Below are 19812 nucleotides of genomic sequence, written 5' to 3'. Positions count from 1 at the left end.
GATTATCCCTCCTTCTTTTCTGATACAACGATTGTAATGTGGCTAGTACGTTTGTTAATTGCGCTCGCACGACCCATAGCACGTGGACGGAATCTCTTAAGTGTTGGACCTTCGTCAACGAATGCTTGAGTAATCACTAGGCTGTTAGCGTCCAACTCGTAGTTGTGCTCAGCGTTTGCGATAGCAGATTTTAATACTTTTTCAATAATTGGTGAAGCAGCCTTAGGTGTAAGGTTTAAGATAGAAACTGCTTCTCCTACTTGCTTACCTCGGATCAGGTCCATTACTAGACGTGCTTTACGAGGAGCAATACGGACTGTTCTTGCGACAGCTTTAGCTTGCATTTAAAAGCCTCCTCTCATTAGCGTCTTGTTTTTTTATCGTCACTAGCATGACCTTTGTAAGTACGGCTTGGTGCGAATTCGCCCAATTTGTGACCTACCATATCTTCAGAAATGAAAACAGGTACATGTTTGCGTCCGTCATAGACAGCGATTGTGTGACCGATGAATTGTGGGAAAATTGTAGAACGACGAGACCAAGTTTTTACGACTTGCTTTTTGTCAGTTTCATTCAATTTCTCGACTTTAGCCATCAAATGATCATCAACAAATGGTCCTTTTTTTAAGCTGCGAGCCATTGTGGAACCTCCCTTCGTGATTGAACTACGGTCCTAAATGAACCGTAGACAACCCCGTTACTTGTTTTTACGACGACGTACAATGAATTTATCAGACTTGTTGGTTTTCTTACGAGTCTTGAATCCAAGAGTCGGTTTGCCCCATGGAGACATTGGTGATTTACGTCCGATTGGAGCGCGTCCTTCACCACCACCGTGTGGGTGATCGTTAGGGTTCATTACAGAACCACGAACTGTTGGGCGTACGCCTTTCCAGCGTGAACGTCCAGCTTTACCGATGTTAATTAATTCGTGTTGCTCGTTTCCAACTTGACCGATAGTCGCACGGCAAGCAGAAAGAATCATACGAACTTCTCCTGAGTTCAAACGTACAAGAACGTATTTACCTTCTTTACCAAGAACTTGAGCAGAAGTACCAGCAGAACGAACTAATTGTCCACCTTTACCTGGTTTTAATTCAATGTTATGCACAACTGTACCAACTGGGATGTTGATAAGTGGAAGTGCGTTACCTGGCTTGATGTCAGCTTCTGGTCCAGAAGTAACTTCAGTACCAACTTGGATTCCTTTCGGAGCAAGAATGTAACGTTTCTCACCATCTGCATAGTTTACAAGAGCGATGTTCGCTGAACGGTTTGGATCATACTCGATTGTAGCAACGCGTCCAGGTATACCGTCTTTATCACGCTTAAAGTCGATGATACGGTATTGACGTTTATGACCGCCACCTTGATGACGAACAGTCAATCTACCTTGGTTGTTACGTCCGCCTTTTCTGTGAAGCGGTGCAAGCAACGATTTTTCTGGTTTGTCAGTCGTGATTTCAGCAAAATCTGAAGTAGTCATGCCACGACGACCATTACTGGTTGGTTTATACTTTTTAATCGCCATTTTGAATTTCCCTCCTTCTTTTTAAGATTTACGCTTCAAAAATTTCGATTTCTTTGCTGTCAGCAGTTAATTTCACGATCGCTTTTCTGCGACGGCTAGTCATACCAGTGTAGCGTCCAACGCGTTTAGATTTCCCTTTGTAGTTTTGAACGTTGACTTTCTCAACTTTCACTCCAAAGATTTCTTCAACAGCATCTTTCACTTCTGTTTTGTTAGCTCTGACATCAACTTCGAACGTGTACTTCTTCTCTGTCATTAGATCAGCAGAACGTTCAGTAATGATAGGGCGCTTTAGAACATCACGAGGATCTTTCATTATGCAAGTCCCTCCTCTACTTTTTCAACCGCTGCTTTAGTGATCAGAAGTTTCTCGTGGTTGACAACGTCAAGAACGTTGATACCGTTAGCTTCAACAACTGTTACTCCAGGGATGTTACGAGCAGATAAAGCAACTGTTTCGTTTGCATCCGCAGTGACGATCAACGCTTTCTTCTCGACAGATAATCCTTTAAGGATGCCTGCGAATTCTTTCGTTTTCACTGCATCAAGAGTCAGATCTTCAAGAACGATGATGTTGTTGTCGATTACTTTAGAAGACAATACTGACTTGATAGCCAAGCGGCGAACTTTTTTAGGTAATTTATAAGAATAGCTGCGTGGTGTTGGACCGAATACGATACCGCCTCCGCGCCATTGTGGTGAACGGATAGAACCTTGACGAGCACGACCAGTACCCTTCTGTCTCCAAGGCTTACGACCTCCGCCACGTACTTCAGAACGAGTTTTTACTTTGTGAGTTCCTTGACGTAAGGAAGCTCTTTGCATAAGAATAGCATCGAATACTACGCTTTCGTTTGGCTCAATTCCAAACACAGAAGCGTTTAATTCGATTTCACCGTTAGTAGAACCGTTTTGGTTAAATAATGCTACTTTTGGCATGACTTGTTTCCTCCTTTCCTAAGAGAGTTATTTAGATTTAACTGCACTCTTTACAGTTACTAGAGATTTTTTAGCTCCTGGTACATTTCCTTTGATCAATAGAAGATTGCGTTCTGCATCAACTTTAACGATCTCAAGGTTTTGGACAGTGATTTGCTCTCCGCCCATACGACCTGGAAGAAGTTTGCCTTTGAATACTCGGTTTGGATCAACAGGTCCCATTGAACCAGGACGACGGTGATAACGTGAACCGTGAGTCATAGGTCCGCGTGATTGTCCGTGGCGCTTGATAGCCCCTTGGAATCCTTTACCTTTTGATGTTCCTGTTACATCTACGATATCTCCATTTGCGAAAATATCAACTTTGACTTCCTGACCAACTTCATACGCATCTAACTCCGCACCGCGTAATTCTTTTACGAAGCGCTTAGGAGCAGTTTCCGCTTTAGCAACGTGGCCCTTTTCTGGTTTGTTAGAAAGCTTTTCACGTTTGTCGTCAAAACCGATTTGGATTGCTTCATAGCCATCCGTGTCAGTAGTCTTCTTTTGAAGGACAACGTTAGCAGCAGCCTCAACAACAGTTACAGGGATAAGATCACCGTTTTCTGCGAATACTTGCGTCATACCAATTTTTCTACCTAAGATTCCTTTGGTCATTAGTCACACCTCCTATAATATGTGTTTTCTATTTGAATTAAAGTTTGATTTCGATATCTACACCAGATGGTAAATCTAAACGCATAAGTGCATCAACTGTTTGTGGAGTTGGATTCACGATGTCGATTAGACGTTTGTGAGTACGCATCTCAAATTGCTCACGAGAATCTTTGTACTTATGCACCGCACGAAGGATTGTGTAAACTGATTTTTCAGTTGGAAGCGGGATTGGACCAGATACACTAGCACCAGAACGCTTAGCCGTTTCAACAATCTTCTCAGCAGATTGATCAAGAATTCTATGATCATATGCTTTTAAACGAATACGAATTTTTTGTTTTGCCATTATTTTCCCTCCTTTTCGCCTACTTACGTTAGACAGTTCTCCGTGAGAAAAACCTGATCACCTTGCCATGGCAAAGCGGCCGGGTGTGTCAGCAACCTCTCACTTCATCGCAGTCAAAGACCAACATGCACTATTGTACCAAATTGGCCTGCGTGTTGCAATAATAAATCGGATAAATTTATGATTTGCACACTTTTCATATTATACAGGGGTTCAGCCTATAAATCAAGCTTTCCCTGAAGATGATGTACAGCAGTCTTTTTGATGGTGCGAATAAATTCTTCTGGTTCTTCTAGATGCGGGGAATGTGCAGATTCTTTAAAGGTGAACCATTCTTTGATTGGCGCTTTTAATTGCTCAACATATGGTTTTGATACAGCAGCTGGTGTAATCATGTCATATTCACCAATGATAAAGTAACAAGGTATTAATATAGTAGAAACTCGGTATTCAATGCTCTCATTCATCAATTCATCCCATAGCATGTCCTGGCTAAATTTCTGTCCTTTCAGGAACTTCCACTTATCTTTGAGCTGATATTCTTTACTAAAAATAAAACTGTGTAGCATTTGAAGGAGCGGCTTCCACTTATGTGTGAGACCTACGCTCCCAAGCTCTTTATATAGAGAGAATAGAGCATGAGCCGATAATCGTTTCCACGGAGGAGGCGTCAGTAATCGCAGACACCAAGCAAACAGCCGATTTCGGTGATATTTTTTCAAGAGAAGGTCGTACGACACAATATCTTCTTTTAAAACATCTACCACCTGACTAATTCCATAATACGCATGATAAAGATCTGGGCGTTTATGTACTGCTTGTATGGCGATTAATGACCCCCATGAATATCCGGCGATGTACAATTTTGATTGACCTAGATATGAAAGGATTTTCTCTGTCAGTTCAATCGTATCTTCAATAAATTGCTGAATGGTCATGGACGTATTGGGGAGATTGTTTTGATAGGAAAGTCCTGCTCCTCGTTGATCCCAATGAACCACTGTAAAATCTCGATTAAGCTCCTCATGAAACGAATTAATATAACTGATTTGAGCAGAACCTGGTCCACCGTGTACAAATAATAGAACAGGCTTCGCTTCACTAGTATGATCTTCTTTGATCATAATCCATTGGTCAACTCCACCGATTAACCATTTCTTCAAATATGTCTTCGCCATTCCAGTGATCCTCTCGGTTCCATTTAGATTCTATAGCTTATAGTAGCCGTTCTGATCTGGAAAAGCAAAAAAAGAGACCCTTTTGCAAGGAGTCTCTTTTATATGTTTTATTACTTAATGATAGATGAAACGACGCCAGAACCTACAGTACGTCCACCCTCACGGATAGAGAAACGAGTTCCTTCTTCGATAGCGATAGTAGAGATAAGTTCAACTTCCATCTCAGTGTTATCGCCAGGCATAACCATTTCAGTACCTTCTGGAAGATGTACGATACCAGTTACGTCAGTTGTACGGAAGTAGAACTGCGGACGGTAGTTAGCGAAGAATGGAGTATGACGTCCACCCTCTTCTTTAGAAAGTACATAAACTTCAGCTTTGAAACGGCTATGTGGAGTGATTGTACCTGGTTTAGCAAGTACTTGACCACGTTGGATATCTTCACGAGATACACCACGAAGTAGTGCACCGATGTTGTCACCAGCTTCAGCATAGTCAAGAAGCTTACGGAACATTTCAACACCTGTAACAGTTGTTTTACCGTTTTCTTCTTGAAGACCGATGATTTCAACTTCGTCACCGACTTTAACTTGTCCACGCTCAACACGACCAGTAGCAACTGTTCCACGACCAGTGATTGAGAATACGTCCTCAACTGGCATCATGAATGGCTTCTCAGTGTCACGTTCTGGAGTTGGGATGTACTCATCAACCGCGTCCATAAGTTCAAAGATTTTTGCTTCGTAATCAGCATCTCCTTCAAGAGCTTTAAGAGCAGAACCTTTGATAACTGGAACATCGTCACCAGGGAAGTCATAGTCAGAAAGAAGGTCACGAACTTCCATTTCAACAAGTTCAAGTAACTCTTCATCGTCAACCATGTCACATTTGTTAAGGAATACTACGATGTAAGGTACACCTACGTTACGAGAAAGTAGGATGTGCTCACGTGTTTGTGGCATTGGACCATCAGCAGCAGATACTACTAAGATCGCGCCGTCCATTTGAGCAGCACCAGTGATCATGTTTTTAACATAGTCAGCGTGTCCTGGGCAGTCTACGTGTGCATAGTGACGAGTTTCAGTTTCATACTCAACGTGTGCAGTTGAGATTGTGATTCCACGCTCGCGCTCTTCTGGAGCACCATCGATTTGGTCATAAGCCATAGCCGTACCTTTACCAGATTTCTTATGAAGAACTGTTGAGATAGCAGCAGTTAGAGTTGTTTTACCATGGTCAACGTGTCCAATTGTACCAATGTTAGCATGCGATTTGGAACGGTCGAATTTTTCTTTAGCCATTCTAAAAATCCTCCTTAAAGGTTCATTGTATTTGGTATAGAGTGATAGAAAGTGAAGAGTTACCTGTCACTTTCTGATCTTCAATAGTAGTTATACTTTAGTTTAAAGGCAAAATCAATTATTCACCTTTATTTTTTTTGATGATTTCTTCACTGATGCTCTTAGGCACTTCTTCGTAGTGATCCATGTGCATAGTGAAAGTACCGCGTCCTTGTGTGTTAGAACGGAGTGAAGTTGCATATCCGAACATTTCAGAAAGTGGAACCATTGCGCGAACAACTTGGGCGTTACCGCGAGCTTCCATTCCTTCTACACGTCCACGACGAGATGTGATATCACCCATGATGTCTCCCATGTATTCTTCAGGGATAACGACTTCCACTTTCATCATTGGCTCAAGTAGAACTGGGTTACATTTGCTGACAGCATTTTTCAATGCCATAGATGCAGCAATTTTAAACGCCATTTCGTTCGAGTCAACATCGTGGTAAGATCCATCAAATAATTTTGCTTTGATGTCGATTAATGGGAATCCAGCTAATACACCATTTTCAAGTGAATCTTCAAGACCTGCTTGAATTGCTGGAATGTATTCACGTGGAACAACCCCACCGACGATTGCATTTTCAAATTCGAAGCCTGCGCCTTCTTCGTTTGGTTCGAATTCGATCCAAACGTGTCCGAACTGACCACGTCCACCAGACTGACGTACGAATTTACCTTCAACTTTTGCACCAGAACGGAATGTTTCACGGTACGCAACTTGAGGAGCTCCTACGTTAGCTTCAACCTTGAACTCACGCTTCATACGGTCAACAATGATATCAAGGTGAAGCTCACCCATACCAGAGATGATCGTTTGACCAGTTTCAGGGTTTGTTTGTGTACGGAATGTTGGATCCTCTTCAGCTAGTTTAGCTAAAGCGATACCCATTTTATCTTGGTCAGCCTTTGATTTAGGCTCGATAGCTACATCGATAACTGGCTCTGGGAATTCCATAGACTCAAGGATAACAGTATCTTTCTCATCACAAAGAGTGTCACCAGTAGATGTATCTTTAAGACCAACAGCTGCTGCGATATCCCCTGCATATACAGTAGAGATTTCTTCACGGCTGTTTGCGTGCATTTGAAGGATACGTCCAACACGCTCACGCTTGTTCTTAGAAGAGTTCTTCACGTATGAACCTGAAGCAAGTGTTCCAGAGTATACGCGGAAGAAAGTTAGTTTCCCAACATAAGGGTCAGTCATAACTTTAAATGCAAGAGCTGAGAATGGTGCGTCATCAGTAGACTCACGAACAACCTCTTCATTTGAATCTGGCAGGATACCTTTGATTGCAGCAACATCAGTTGGTGCAGGAAGGTAATCAAGCACAGCATCAAGTACAAGCTGAACACCTTTGTTTTTGAAAGCAGATCCAACAAGAACTGGGTAGAATTCAACATTCAACGTTCCTTTACGGATTGCAGCCTTCAATTCAGGAATTGTAATTTCTTCACCCTCAAGGTATTTTTCCATAAGCTCTTCATCAAGCTCAGCGACAGCTTCAATAAGGCTGTTACGAAGCTCTTCAGCTTTGTCTTTATACTCAGCAGGGATTTCTTGTGCATCAGAGCGAGTTCCAAGGTCATCTTCGTAGAAGTATGCTACGTTATCTACAAGGTCGATGATTCCTTCGAATTGATCTTCAGCGCCGATCGGCAATTGAATTGCATGAGCGTTCGCTTGAAGACGATCTCTTAATGTACTTACAGAGTAAAGGAAGTCCGCACCGGTTTTATCCATTTTGTTAACGAATACGATACGAGGTACTCCGTAAGTTGTTGCTTGGCGCCAAACTGTTTCAGTTTGAGGCTCTACACCTGATTGTGCATCAAGAACTGCTACCGCACCATCAAGTACACGTAAAGAACGTTCAACTTCAACAGTGAAGTCTACGTGTCCTGGTGTATCAATGATGTTTACACGGTAACCTTTCCATTGTGCTGTAGTAGCAGCAGAAGTGATTGTAATACCACGTTCTTGCTCCTGCTCCATCCAGTCCATTTGGGAAGCTCCTTCGTGAGTTTCACCAATTTTATGGATACGACCAGTGTAGTATAAGATACGCTCAGTCGTTGTCGTTTTACCGGCATCGATGTGAGCCATGATACCAATATTACGAGTTTTGTCTAAGGAGAACTCTCTTGCCATTGGGTAATTTCTCCTTCCTTATTAGGGAATAGTTTTTTTAGTTTGGTATAAATCCTACCAGCGGTAGTGAGCGAATGCTTTGTTCGCTTCTGCCATTTTGTGTGTATCTTCACGTTTCTTAACAGCAGCACCAGTGTTGTTAGCTGCATCAAGGATTTCGTTAGCAAGACGCTCTTCCATCGTTTTTTCTCCACGAAGACGAGCGTAGTTTACTAACCAGCGAAGACCTAAAGTCGTACGACGGTCTGGGCGAACTTCTACAGGAACTTGGTAGTTAGCTCCACCTACACGACGTGCTTTAACTTCAAGAACTGGCATGATGTTTTTCAAGGCTTGTTCGAAAACCTCCATCGCTTCATTACCAGTACGTTCTTTGATGATATCAAATGACTTGTAGAGAATAGTTTGTGACTTTCCTCTTTTACCGTCGATCATCATTTTGTTGATCAAACGAGATACAAGTTTAGAATTGTAAATTGGATCTGGCAATACGTCTCTTTTTGCTACAGGACCTTTACGTGGCATCTGATAGCCTCCCTTCTCATTTAAAAGGATTTCTATCTGTCTCTCATCTCAATATCATTGTCAGTTGCCTGACTCCACTGATCTGAACTCAACTTCTAAAAACCCTTATGTTTGTTTGTATTATTTGCTTTGTTTAGGGCGTTTTGTTCCGTATTTAGAACGTCCTTGCATACGACCGTCAACTCCGGCAGTATCAAGCGCACCACGAACGATGTGGTAACGTACACCCGGTAAGTCTTTTACACGTCCGCCACGGATAAGTACTACACTGTGCTCTTGTAGATTATGTCCGATACCAGGAATGTAAGCTGTTACCTCAATCAGGTTAGACAAACGTACACGAGCATATTTACGTAGTGCTGAGTTTGGTTTTTTCGGTGTCATTGTGCCGACACGAGTACAAACCCCGCGCTTCTGTGGAGATGTTACGTTAGTGTGCTCTTTTTTGAAACTGTTGTATCCTTTGTTAAGTGCAGGAGACTTTGAGTTTTCAACTTTACTCACGCGTCCTTTGCGTATTAGCTGATTAATTGTAGGCATGTTGTTATTCCTCCCTTCGTTGCTTTTTTTATAACCCACATACCCAGGTGGTTCATTAAAAGGCAAAAAACAATGCTTTTGCATTTACACATGCAAAAACAAAACAAGTACGCTATAACATAATGGCAACAGCTGCTGCCCCAACTTCAATTCCGCAGGCTTTGCCGAGCTTTTTCATGGAATCTACCACTAAAATGTCTACACCCTTCTCTTGCGCTAGTTTTGTTACACTAGCTGTTAAAGCAGGATCAGCATCTTTCGCTACGACGATTTCCTTTACTGAATCTCGTTTCAGAGCTTTTACTGTTTGCTTCGTACCAATAATAATGGATTGAGCCTGTGATACTTTATCATAAGACATCGAATATCCTCCAAAGTAACAGGTTTTATTTTGAGCACCTTGGTTATATTATCATCATGGCAGAAGGATGTCAATATCATATGACAGATTATCTTGACATCCTTCACCATTTTTTGATGATTTTATTGAAATCTCACGAGAAAGATTACTCTACAGGCACCATATCGTCAGACGGCTGCACTTGTGAAACCGGCTTAACTTTACGGTAGTTTGGCATTCCTGTTCCAGCTGGAACAAGTTTACCGATGATCACATTCTCTTTCAAGCCAAGCAGTTCATCACGTTTTCCTTTGATCGCCGCATCTGTTAGGACACGAGTCGTTTCTTGGAAGGATGCCGCAGACAAGAATGAGTCTGTTTCAAGCGATGCTTTTGTAATACCAAGAAGAACTGGGCGGCCTGTTGCAGGGCGCTTACCTTCGAATAGTACTTTTTTGTTCGCTTCAGTGAATTGATGTACATCAAGAAGTGTGCCTGGTAATACATCTGTATCCCCTGCATCAGCAACACGCACTTTACGAAGCATTTGGCGAACCATTACCTCAACGTGCTTATCTCCGATTTCTACCCCTTGCATACGGTATACTTTTTGTACTTCATGAAGCAGATATTCTTGAACAGCTGTCATGTCAGTCACTTTAAGAAGTTCTTTCGGATCGATCGAACCTTCTGTCAGTACTTGACCACGAGTGACTTTGTCACCTTCAACAACTTTCAGACGTGCATTGTAAGGAGCTGTGTAAGAACGAGTTTCAACGTCGCCTTGAACCACAATTTCCTGCTGCTTGTCACGAACATCGTTAATTTCAGCAACGACACCATCAATTTCAGAAATGGTCGCTTGCCCTTTCGGATTACGCGCTTCAAATAGCTCTTGGATACGAGGTAAACCTTGTGTGATATCGTCTCCTGCTACCCCACCGGTGTGGAACGTACGCATTGTAAGCTGTGTTCCTGGCTCACCGATTGATTGAGCAGCGATGATTCCAACTGCTTCACCGACTTCAACGTCAGTACCAGTTGCAAGGTTACGGCCGTAGCATCGTTTACATACACCATGAGGCGTGTTACATGTAAATGCAGAACGGATCCATACTTCCTCAATTCCTGCTTCAACTACTTCAAGTGCTTTATCTTCATCAATTAGTTCGTTTTCGCCAACAATGACTTCGCCCGTTTCAGGATGGACAATTGGTTTTCTTGCAAAACGTCCAATGAGACGTTCTTCAAGTTTCTCAATAATTTCATTTCCTTCTCTAATGGACTTCGCCAAGATACCACGGTCTGTACCGCAATCAGTTTCACGGATGATAACATCCTGTGCAACGTCGACGAGACGACGCGTGAGGTAACCTGAGTCAGCTGTTTTAAGGGCTGTATCGGCAAGACCTTTACGCGCTCCGTGAGTGGAAATAAAGTATTCCAATACGGTTAAACCTTCACGGAAACTAGATTTGATCGGAAGTTCAATGATACGTCCAGCCGGGTTGGCCATCAGACCACGCATACCAGCTAGCTGAGTGAAGTTAGATGCGTTACCACGCGCTCCAGAGTCACTCATCATGTAGATTGGGTTGACTTCATCAAGGGACTTCATCAGTTTACCTTGGATGACATCTTTAGAAGAACTCCAGATCGAAATAACTCTCTCATAACGCTCTTCTTCAGTAATCAAACCACGTCTGAATTGCTTCATGACGTTATCTACTTTTGCTTGCGCTTCTTCGAGGATCTTCTGCTTATCATCTAATACGACGATATCAGAAACCCCAACCGTAATACCCGCTTTAGTAGAGTATTTGAAACCAAGATTTTTCATGCGGTCAAGCATTTTAGATGTCTCAGTGATATGGAATCTCTTAAAGATTTCCGCAATGATTTTACCTAAAATACCTTTTTTGAACGGCGCATTGATTTCTTGTTTCTCGATCGTAGCTTTGACATCTTCACCTTTTTCAAGGAAGAAGCGGTCAGGCGTTTTTTCTTCAATATTGCTCTTTGTCGGCTCATTCATGTAAGGGAATGATTCCGGTAAGATTTCGTTAAAGATCAGTTTTCCAACTGTTGTAATCAACAATTTAGAACGCTGTTCATCAGTAAATGTCACATTCTTCAACGAATTAGCTGCAACAGCTACACGTGTATGAAGATGTACATACCCATTTTGATAAGCTAGAAGGGCTTCGTTAGTATCTTTGAAGACCATACCTTCTCCGATAGCACCTTTACGCTCAAGTGTAAGGTAGTAGTTACCAAGCACCATATCCTGAGATGGCGTAACAACAGGTTTTCCATCTTTCGGGTTCAAAATGTTTTGAGCAGCAAGCATTAAGATACGAGCTTCAGCTTGAGCCTCAGCAGATAATGGTACGTGAACCGCCATTTGGTCACCGTCAAAGTCAGCGTTGTAGGCAGTACATACAAGTGGATGCAAACGAATTGCGCGTCCTTCCACAAGTGTAGGTTCAAACGCTTGAATACCAAGTCTGTGAAGAGTCGGTGCACGGTTTAGTAAAACTGGATGCTCACGAATTACTGATTCTAAAACATCCCATACTTCCGGCTGCACGCGCTCAATTTTACGCTTCGCACTCTTGATGTTGTGAGCTAAACCTTTTTCAACAAGCTCCTTCATCACGAATGGTTTGAATAATTCAAGAGCCATTTCTTTCGGAAGCCCACACTGATACATTTTCAAATGTGGTCCTACGACGATAACGGAACGTCCAGAATAGTCAACACGTTTACCAAGCAAGTTTTGACGGAAACGTCCTTGTTTCCCTTTCAGCATATGAGAAAGAGATTTCAATGGTCTGTTTCCTGGTCCTGTTACTGGTCGGCCTCTACGCCCATTATCAATCAAGGCATCGACAGCTTCTTGAAGCATACGCTTCTCGTTCTGAACGATGATGCTTGGCGCGCCAAGATCTAATAAACGTTTCAGACGATTGTTACGGTTGATGACACGACGATAAAGGTCGTTTAAGTCAGAAGTAGCAAAACGTCCACCATCAAGCTGAACCATTGGACGTAATTCTGGCGGAATAACCGGAAGTACATCAAGAATCATCCATGATGGTTTGTTTCCTGAGTTACGGAAGGCTTCTAGCACTTCAAGGCGTTTAATCGCACGTGTACGACGCTGTCCTTGAGCTGTTTTCAGCTCTTCTTTCAGTGTATCTACTTCTTTGACAAGATCGATATCTTGAAGAAGTTTATTGATTGCTTCTGCACCCATAGCTGCTGAGAATGTATTACCGTATTTATCTAAATAAGCACGGAATTCCTTCTCAGAAAGAAGTTGTTTCTTCTCAAGCGGTGTGTTGCCCGGATCTGTCACAACGTAAGAAGCGAAGTAAATCACTTCTTCTAACGCACGTGGTGACATATCAAGAACAAGACCCATACGGCTTGGGATACCTTTGAAATACCAAATGTGGGAAACTGGGGCAGCCAGTTCGATATGCCCCATTCTCTCACGACGGACTTTTGCCCGTGTTACTTCTACACCACAACGGTCACATACAACACCCTTATAACGAACGCGTTTATACTTTCCACAATGACATTCCCAGTCTTTTTGCGGTCCGAAGATACGTTCACAAAAGAGACCATCTTTTTCAGGTTTCAGTGTACGATAGTTAATCGTTTCAGGCTTTTTCACTTCACCAAAAGACCAAGAACGGATTTTATCAGGTGATGCGAGACCGATGTTCATATACTCAAAATTGTTCACATCTAGCAAGGGGCCTACCTCCCTTTTAATCTTCGGGTTATACCCTAGTCACTTGCTCTAATCGTTTCTGCTATTCTTTTGTGACTGCGTCACGTTCAAGATCGACAGGAGCGAGGTCTGCAGCATCTTCGTCATTAGATAACGCTAATCCGTCTGCTTTCTTCGTTTCCTCATCGTCTTCTAAATCTCTCATTTCTATCTCTTCTTCATCGCCAGATAGGATTTTGACATCCATACCTAAACTTTGAAGTTCTTTAATTAACACTTTGAATGATTCAGGGACACCTGGTTCAGGGACGTTATCCCCTTTGACGATGGCTTCGTATGTTTTCACACGACCCACCACGTCATCCGATTTAACGGTTAAGATCTCTTGAAGTGTGTATGCTGCACCGTAAGCTTCAAGTGCCCATACTTCCATCTCTCCGAAACGCTGACCACCAAACTGTGCTTTACCGCCAAGTGGCTGCTGCGTAACAAGTGAGTATGGTCCAGTTGAACGAGCGTGAAGTTTATCGTCAACCATGTGAGCCAGTTTGATCATGTACATGATTCCGACTGATACACGGTTATCGAATGGTTCACCAGTTCGACCGTCATAAAGGACTGTTTTCGCATCACGAGACATACCTGCTTCTTCAAGCGTTTCCCAAACATCTTCCTCGCGTGCACCATCAAATACTGGTGATGCAATGTGGATGCCAAGGTAACGTGCAGCCATACCCATATGAAGCTCAAGTACCTGACCGATGTTCATACGAGATGGTACCCCTAGAGGGTTTAACATGATATCAATCGGTGTTCCATCTGGAAGATACGGCATATCTTCTTCTGGAAGGATTTTAGAGATAACCCCTTTGTTACCATGTCGTCCGGCCATTTTATCACCTTCAGAAATTTTACGCTTCTGAACGATGTATACGCGGACTAACTGGTTAACACCCGGAGGTAATTCATCTCCATCTTCACGGTTAAAGACTTTGACGTCGTGGATAATTCCGCCGCCGCCGTGTGGAACACGTAGAGACGTATCACGTACTTCACGAGCCTTTTCACCGAAGATTGCATGTAATAGACGTTCTTCAGCTGTTAGTTCTGTTACACCTTTAGGCGTTACTTTTCCTACAAGAAGGTCTCCGTCTTTTACTTCTGCACCGATACGGATGATTCCACGCTCGTCAAGGTTGCGTAAAGCATCTTCCCCAACGTTTGGAATATCACGAGTGATTTCTTCCGGTCCAAGCTTTGTATCACGAGCTTCTGATTCATATTCTTCAATATGAATAGACGTGTAGACGTCATCTTTTACAAGGCGCTCACTCATGATGATCGCATCCTCGTAGTTATAACCGTCCCAAGTCATGAAGCCAACCATGACGTTACGTCCTAGAGCCAATTCACCTTTTTCCATTGAAGGACCGTCTGCAAGGATTTCTCCTTTTACGACTTCATCTCCAACACTTACGATTGGACGTTGGTTGTAGCAAGTCCCTTGGTTAGAGCGGACAAATTTCAGCAAGCTGTATTTGTCTAGGTTTCCTTTGACTTGTTGTCCGTCAACATCTTCATAACGGCGAACCCAAATATTTTTTGCTTCAACACGTTCTACAACACCTGGGTAGCGGCAGATGACAGCAGCACCAGAGTCTTTACCTGATACATACTCCATACCTGTACCAACAATCGGTGATTCCGGCTGCATCAAAGGCACAGCCTGACGTTGCATGTTCGCTCCCATTAGAGCACGGTTTGAGTCATCGTTCTCTAAGAATGGGATACATGCTGTCGCTGCAGAAACAACCTGCTTTGGCGAAACGTCCATGTAGTCAACGCGGTTTCGAGGAACAACGGTGTTTTCCCCTCTGAAACGAGCAATGATATTATCATCGATAAACGAACCATCATCAGCTAGAAGAGCGTTCGCTTGTGCTACTACGTAGTTATCCTCTTCATCAGCAGTTAAGTAGTCGATTCTCGGCGTCACTTTACCTGTTTCAGGATCAACCCGACGGTAAGGTGTTTCAATAAAGCCGAAACGATTTACTTTTGCAAATGAAGATAGAGAGTTGATCAAACCAATGTTTGGACCCTCTGGTGTTTCAATCGGACACATACGACCATAGTGAGAGTAGTGAACGTCACGAACTTCCATTCCTGCACGCTCACGTGTCAAACCACCAGGCCCAAGCGCTGATAGACGACGTTTGTGCGTCAATTCAGCAAGCGGGTTTGTTTGATCCATGAACTGAGAAAGCTGAGAGCTACCAAAGAACTCTTTAATAGAAGCGATCACAGGACGAATGTTGATCAGTTGCTGAGGTGTGATCGTGTTTGTGTCTTGGATCGACATTCTTTCACGAACAACACGCTCCATTCTGCTTAATCCAATACGGAATTGGTTTTGCAGAAGCTCACCTACAGAACGCAGGCGACGGTTACCAAGGTGATCGATATCATCTGTATCACCTACACCATGAAGAAGGTTGAAGAAGTAACTGATCGATGCAATGATGTCAGAAGGCGTGATGTTTTTCACAGCTTCCTCTACGTATGCATTCCCGATCACGTTGATCACTTGCTCGCCTTCTTGATCAGACGGTGCATAAATCTTAATAGATTGAAGTTCTACTTCATCTTCTACTACGCCACCATTTGGATAAAGCTTTCTAAATCCGATGCCGTTTTCTAAGTATGGAAGAACTTTATCAAGAACTCTTCTGTCTAAAATTTGACCTTTTTCTGCTAGAATTTCACCTGTTTCAGGGTCAACTAACGTTTCAGCCAATTTTTGATTGAACAGTCTATTTTTAATATGAAGCTTTTTATTAATCTTGTAGCGTCCAACATTTGCTAGGTCATATCTCTTCGGATCGAAGAAGCGAGAGTCTAGCAAGCTTTTCGCATTTTCAACAGTTGGTGGCTCTCCAGGACGGAGGCGCTCGTAGATTTCGAGAAGTGCTTTATCCGCATTCTCTGTATTGTCTTTTTCCAGCGTGTTGCGTAAGTATTCATTCTCGCCAATGAGGTCAAGAATCTCTTGATCAGAGCTGAAGCCGAGAGCACGCAAAAGAACCGTAACCGGCAACTTACGTGTGCGATCGATGCGTACATAGACTACATCCTTCGCATCAGTTTCGTATTCTAACCATGCGCCACGGTTTGGAATGACAGTCGCAGTAAAACCTTTTTTACCGTTTTTGTCTACTTTACCACTGAAATATACACTTGGAGAACGTACTAACTGAGAAACGATTACACGTTCCGCACCGTTAATGATAAAAGTACCTGTGTCTGTCATGATTGGGAAATCTCCCATGAACACATCTTGGTCTTTTACTTCTCCAGTTTCTTTGTTAATTAAACGAACTTTTACTCTTAGTGGAGCAGAGTAAGTTACATCACGTTCTTTTGATTCTGCTACAGGATACTTAGGATCCCCTAGGCTGTAATCAATGAATTCAAGAGAAAGGTTACCAGTAAAATCCTCAATTGGGGATATATCTTGAAACATCTCTCTAAGACCCTCATCAAGAAACCACTGATAAGAAGAGGTTTGAATTTCAATGAGATTTGGTAATTCTAACACTTCGCTTATGCGTGCGTAGCTTCTGCGCTGGCGGTGTCGTCCATACTGAACTAGTTGACCTGTCAACTGATTCACCCCTCAAATCATGCGTATTATATGTGTAAAAAGTATTTCAGCCTTTCAAATGTCAGTAAAGAAATACTTTTACAAGACAAAAGAAAAAAGGGTTTCTAAAATAAGAAAACCACATCCAAAAACAAATACCGATTTTATTAGTTTTCCCAAGTATGCATAATTTATACAAAATAGTTGTTTTTTAAGCCTATCAAGCAAAATATACACATTGGCATTTTATAATGTTAACACAGCTAGGAAACTGCGTCAAACTTTTTTAGCTTTGATAATATAGTAGCCCTTTTTTTTCAATACAACTTCGACTTCTCCAAAAAGCTGTTCTAATTTCTCAATCGCAGATGGTCCACCCTGCTTTTTCTGAATTACCACCCACAACTCACCTTCCGGCAATAAATGATCAGCACTTTTATCAAAGATCGCATGTACAACTTTCTTCCCTGCCCGTATTGGGGGATTGGTCAGTATAGAGGCAAAAGCAGCTGATGAATGAACATTCGAGAACAAATCACTTTGATAAATGCGGACATTATCAATGCGATTATGTTTAGCGTTTTCCTTTGAAAGTTCGACTGCTCTTTCGTTCACATCAATCATATGAATGGTGCGGCTCGTCATTTCGTTTGCTAACGATAAGCCAATCGGTCCATAACCGCAACCGACATCTAAGACATCGCCATCCACGTCAGGTTCTTCAAAAGCTTCAATTAAAAGCCTCGAACCAAAGTCGACTTCTTTCTTAGAAAACACTCCACTGTCACTTGTAAAAGTAAAGGTACGGTTTCTCAAGGTGAAGTCCCATGTCTGTTTATTGCTTTTCACTGATGGCTTTTCCGTATAATAGTGGTCACTCATGGTGAATTGGACCTCCTCTGGATTCAATCGTTTCAGGAGAATAGAAAAGAAAAAGCCCGCCAGTAAAAGCGAGCTTTCCCAAAAGATTAGGCGAAGATTACTTAACTTCTACAGAAGCGCCAACTTCTTCAAGCTTAGCTTTAAGTTCTTCAGCTTCTTCTTTAGCAATACCTTCTTTAAGTGGTTTTGGAGTGTTGTCAACAAGTTCTTTAGCTTCTTTTAAGCCAAGACCAGTGATTTCACGAACCACTTTGATAACTTTGATTTTTTGGTCTCCAGCACCAGCAAGTACTAGATCAAAATCAGTTTTTTCTTCAGCAGCAGCACCGCCAGCAGCAGCTACAGCTACAGGAGCAGCAGCAGTTACGCCAAATTCTTCTTCGATTGCTTTTACTAAGTCGTTTAACTCAAGTACAGTTGCTTCTTTAACTGAAGCAATGATTTCTTCGATATTTAAAGCCATTTGTAATTCCTCCATTTTAAGTTTTTTACGTCAAGTACGCATTAAGCGCCTTGTTCTTCTTTTTGATCTGCAACTGCTTTAGTAGCAAGAGCAAGGTTACGAACTGGAGCTTGAAGAACGCTAAGCAACATAGATAGTAAGCCTTCGCGAGACGGAAGTTCCGCAAGAGCCTTCACTTCTTCTACAGTCGCTACGTTTCCTTCGATGACACCAGCTTTGATTTCTAAAGCTTCGTGGCTTTTCGCAAATTCGTTGATGATTTTCGCAGGTGCGATAACATCTTCGTTACTGAATGCGATAGCGTTTGGACCTGTTAAGAAATCGTTTAAACCTGTTAGTTCAACTTGTTCAACTGCACGGCGAGTCAAAGTGTTTTTGTAAACTTTGAATTCTACGCCAGCGTCACGAAGTTGTTTACGAAGTTCAGTCACTTCAGAAACTGAAAGACCGCGGTAATCTACAATGACAGTAGACATGCTATCTTTGAATTTAGAAGTAATTTCATCAACGACAACTTTTTTTGTATCGATTGCATTGCTCATGGTTACACCTCCTGTACATTGTTTGTGTAACACTTATACCGATCAGGCCATCACGTTCCTAACGAACGGTTCTCCATATAAAAAGCCTCCAATAAGACATGGAGGCTGTATATACAAGCATACGTTAACGTAAGACTGTGACATATACACCTCGGCGGGTTAATTAAGCCATAAGGCCCCTGCTGTCTACGGTATAAATGGACATATTCTATTTTACAACATTTTGATATTATCAAAATGATTGTGATAAGTCAAGATTTATTTTGCAGAGAAAGAAGATGGATCCACTTTCACGCCAGGGCCCATAGTAGATGTAACAGAAACGTTTTTCACGTATACACCTTTAGCCGCTGCAGGTTTTGCTTTAAGGATTGTGTCATAGATTGTTGCAAAGTTCTCAACAAGCTTTTCGTCCTCGAAAGAAACCTTTCCGATTGGCGCGTGGATGTTACCAGCTTTATCAACGCGGTACTCTACTTTACCAGCTTTGATTTCATTGATTGCTTTTTCTACTTCGAATGTAACAGTTCCTGTTTTAGGGTTTGGCATAAGACCTTTTGGTCCAAGTACACGACCGATCTTACCAACTTCACCCATCATGTCAGGTGTTGCAACGATTACATCGAATTCGAACCAGCCTTGTTGGATTTTAGTGATGTAATCAGAATCTCCAACGTAGTCTGCTCCAGCAGCTTCTGCTTCTTTTGCTTTTTCGCCTTTAGCGAACACAAGAACGCGTTGAGTTTTACCAGTTCCGTTAGGAAGTACAACTGCACCGCGGATTTGTTGATCGTTTTTACGAGGGTCTACGCCCAAACGAAAAGCAACTTCTACAGTCGCATCAAATTTCGCTGTATTTGCTTTTTTTGTAAGAGAGACAGCTTCAGCTACATCATACGCTTTAGTACGTTCGATTAGCTTAGCAGCTTCTACATACTTTTTACCTTTTTTAGCCATTATAAAAATCCTCCTTATGTGGTTTT

Annotated in this window: 19 protein-coding genes and 1 other annotated feature; all 19 genes read right to left on the bottom strand. The window is 42.3% G+C overall.

What is annotated here, in order from left to right; all coding sequences use genetic code 11:
* Nucleotides 1-2: 2 nt before the first annotated feature.
* A complete protein-coding gene (gene rplV / locus GPS65_RS16640; protein WP_007496316.1) occupies nt 3-344 on the bottom strand; it encodes a 50S ribosomal protein L22 in 342 nt (113 codons plus the stop codon).
* A gap of 17 nt (nt 345-361) precedes the next feature.
* Complete coding sequence (gene rpsS, locus GPS65_RS16635; protein ID WP_003216920.1) at nt 362-640, bottom strand: 30S ribosomal protein S19; 279 nt, start codon at nt 638-640, stop codon at nt 362-364.
* Nucleotides 641-697: 57 nt separating this feature from the next.
* Nucleotides 698-1531, bottom strand: a complete 834-nt coding sequence (gene rplB / locus GPS65_RS16630) for a 50S ribosomal protein L2 (protein ID WP_007496314.1) — start codon at nt 1529-1531, stop codon at nt 698-700.
* A 28-nt stretch (nt 1532-1559) separates the two neighbouring features.
* Nucleotides 1560-1847 carry a 50S ribosomal protein L23 gene (gene rplW / locus GPS65_RS16625; protein WP_003217016.1) on the bottom strand — a complete coding sequence of 96 codons (288 nt, stop codon included), beginning with the start codon at nt 1845-1847 and terminating at the stop codon, nt 1560-1562.
* Nucleotides 1847-2470 carry a 50S ribosomal protein L4 gene (rplD, locus tag GPS65_RS16620; RefSeq protein ID WP_003217216.1) on the bottom strand — a complete coding sequence of 208 codons (624 nt, stop codon included), beginning with the start codon at nt 2468-2470 and terminating at the stop codon, nt 1847-1849. Before rplD ends, rplW begins: the two co-directional genes overlap by 1 nt.
* Before the next feature lie 27 nt (nt 2471-2497).
* Nucleotides 2498-3127, bottom strand: a complete 630-nt coding sequence (rplC, locus tag GPS65_RS16615; RefSeq protein ID WP_012008703.1) for a 50S ribosomal protein L3 — start codon at nt 3125-3127, stop codon at nt 2498-2500.
* Between the two features lie 37 nt (nt 3128-3164).
* A complete protein-coding gene (gene rpsJ, locus GPS65_RS16610) occupies nt 3165-3473 on the bottom strand; it encodes a 30S ribosomal protein S10 (protein WP_003156464.1) in 309 nt (102 codons plus the stop codon).
* Nucleotides 3474-3691: 218 nt separating this feature from the next.
* On the bottom strand, nt 3692-4651 hold the full coding sequence (locus tag GPS65_RS16605; RefSeq protein WP_088002419.1) for an alpha/beta fold hydrolase: 960 nt from the start codon (nt 4649-4651) through the stop codon (nt 3692-3694).
* A 110-nt stretch (nt 4652-4761) separates the two neighbouring features.
* Entirely contained in the window at nt 4762-5952 is a 1191-nt protein-coding gene (gene tuf / locus GPS65_RS16600) for an elongation factor Tu (protein WP_012008701.1), read from the bottom strand.
* Between the two features lie 118 nt (nt 5953-6070).
* On the bottom strand, nt 6071-8149 hold the full coding sequence (fusA, locus tag GPS65_RS16595) for an elongation factor G (protein ID WP_012008700.1): 2079 nt from the start codon (nt 8147-8149) through the stop codon (nt 6071-6073).
* Nucleotides 8150-8203: 54 nt separating this feature from the next.
* The gene (gene rpsG, locus GPS65_RS16590; RefSeq protein WP_003216884.1) at nt 8204-8674 is read right to left on the bottom strand and encodes a 30S ribosomal protein S7; all 471 of its coding nucleotides are present in this window, start codon (nt 8672-8674) and stop codon (nt 8204-8206) included.
* Nucleotides 8675-8794: 120 nt separating this feature from the next.
* Nucleotides 8795-9214 carry a 30S ribosomal protein S12 gene (gene rpsL, locus GPS65_RS16585; RefSeq protein ID WP_003216962.1) on the bottom strand — a complete coding sequence of 140 codons (420 nt, stop codon included), beginning with the start codon at nt 9212-9214 and terminating at the stop codon, nt 8795-8797.
* 112 nt (nt 9215-9326) lie between these two features.
* Entirely contained in the window at nt 9327-9575 is a 249-nt protein-coding gene (locus GPS65_RS16580) for a 50S ribosomal protein L7ae-like protein (protein ID WP_003216985.1), read from the bottom strand.
* 145 nt (nt 9576-9720) lie between these two features.
* Nucleotides 9721-13320 carry a DNA-directed RNA polymerase subunit beta' gene (gene rpoC / locus GPS65_RS16575; protein ID WP_012008699.1) on the bottom strand — a complete coding sequence of 1200 codons (3600 nt, stop codon included), beginning with the start codon at nt 13318-13320 and terminating at the stop codon, nt 9721-9723.
* Between the two features lie 61 nt (nt 13321-13381).
* On the bottom strand, nt 13382-16963 hold the full coding sequence (gene rpoB, locus GPS65_RS16570) for a DNA-directed RNA polymerase subunit beta (RefSeq protein ID WP_041815109.1): 3582 nt from the start codon (nt 16961-16963) through the stop codon (nt 13382-13384).
* Between the two features lie 255 nt (nt 16964-17218).
* Nucleotides 17219-17824, bottom strand: a complete 606-nt coding sequence (locus tag GPS65_RS16565) for a class I SAM-dependent methyltransferase (protein WP_012008696.1) — start codon at nt 17822-17824, stop codon at nt 17219-17221.
* 97 nt (nt 17825-17921) lie between these two features.
* On the bottom strand, nt 17922-18287 hold the full coding sequence (gene rplL / locus GPS65_RS16560) for a 50S ribosomal protein L7/L12 (protein ID WP_003216952.1): 366 nt from the start codon (nt 18285-18287) through the stop codon (nt 17922-17924).
* Nucleotides 18288-18328: 41 nt separating this feature from the next.
* Nucleotides 18329-18829 (bottom strand): 50S ribosomal protein L10, encoded by a 501-nt coding sequence (gene rplJ / locus GPS65_RS16555; protein WP_003217048.1) that lies wholly within the window; start codon nt 18827-18829, stop codon nt 18329-18331.
* 69 nt (nt 18830-18898) lie between these two features.
* Nucleotides 18899-19039, bottom strand: a sequence feature (ribosomal protein L10 leader region).
* Nucleotides 19040-19087: 48 nt separating this feature from the next.
* Nucleotides 19088-19786, bottom strand: coding sequence for a 50S ribosomal protein L1 (gene rplA, locus GPS65_RS16550; protein ID WP_007496292.1), 699 nt, complete (start codon nt 19784-19786; stop codon nt 19088-19090).
* Between the last annotated feature and the right edge of the window lie 26 nt (nt 19787-19812).

The sequence above is a fragment of the Bacillus pumilus genome (assembly GCF_009937765.1).
In the GTDB taxonomy this organism is placed as follows: domain Bacteria; phylum Bacillota; class Bacilli; order Bacillales; family Bacillaceae; genus Bacillus; species Bacillus pumilus_O.
This window is presented reverse-complemented; position numbering and strand designations above follow the sequence as displayed.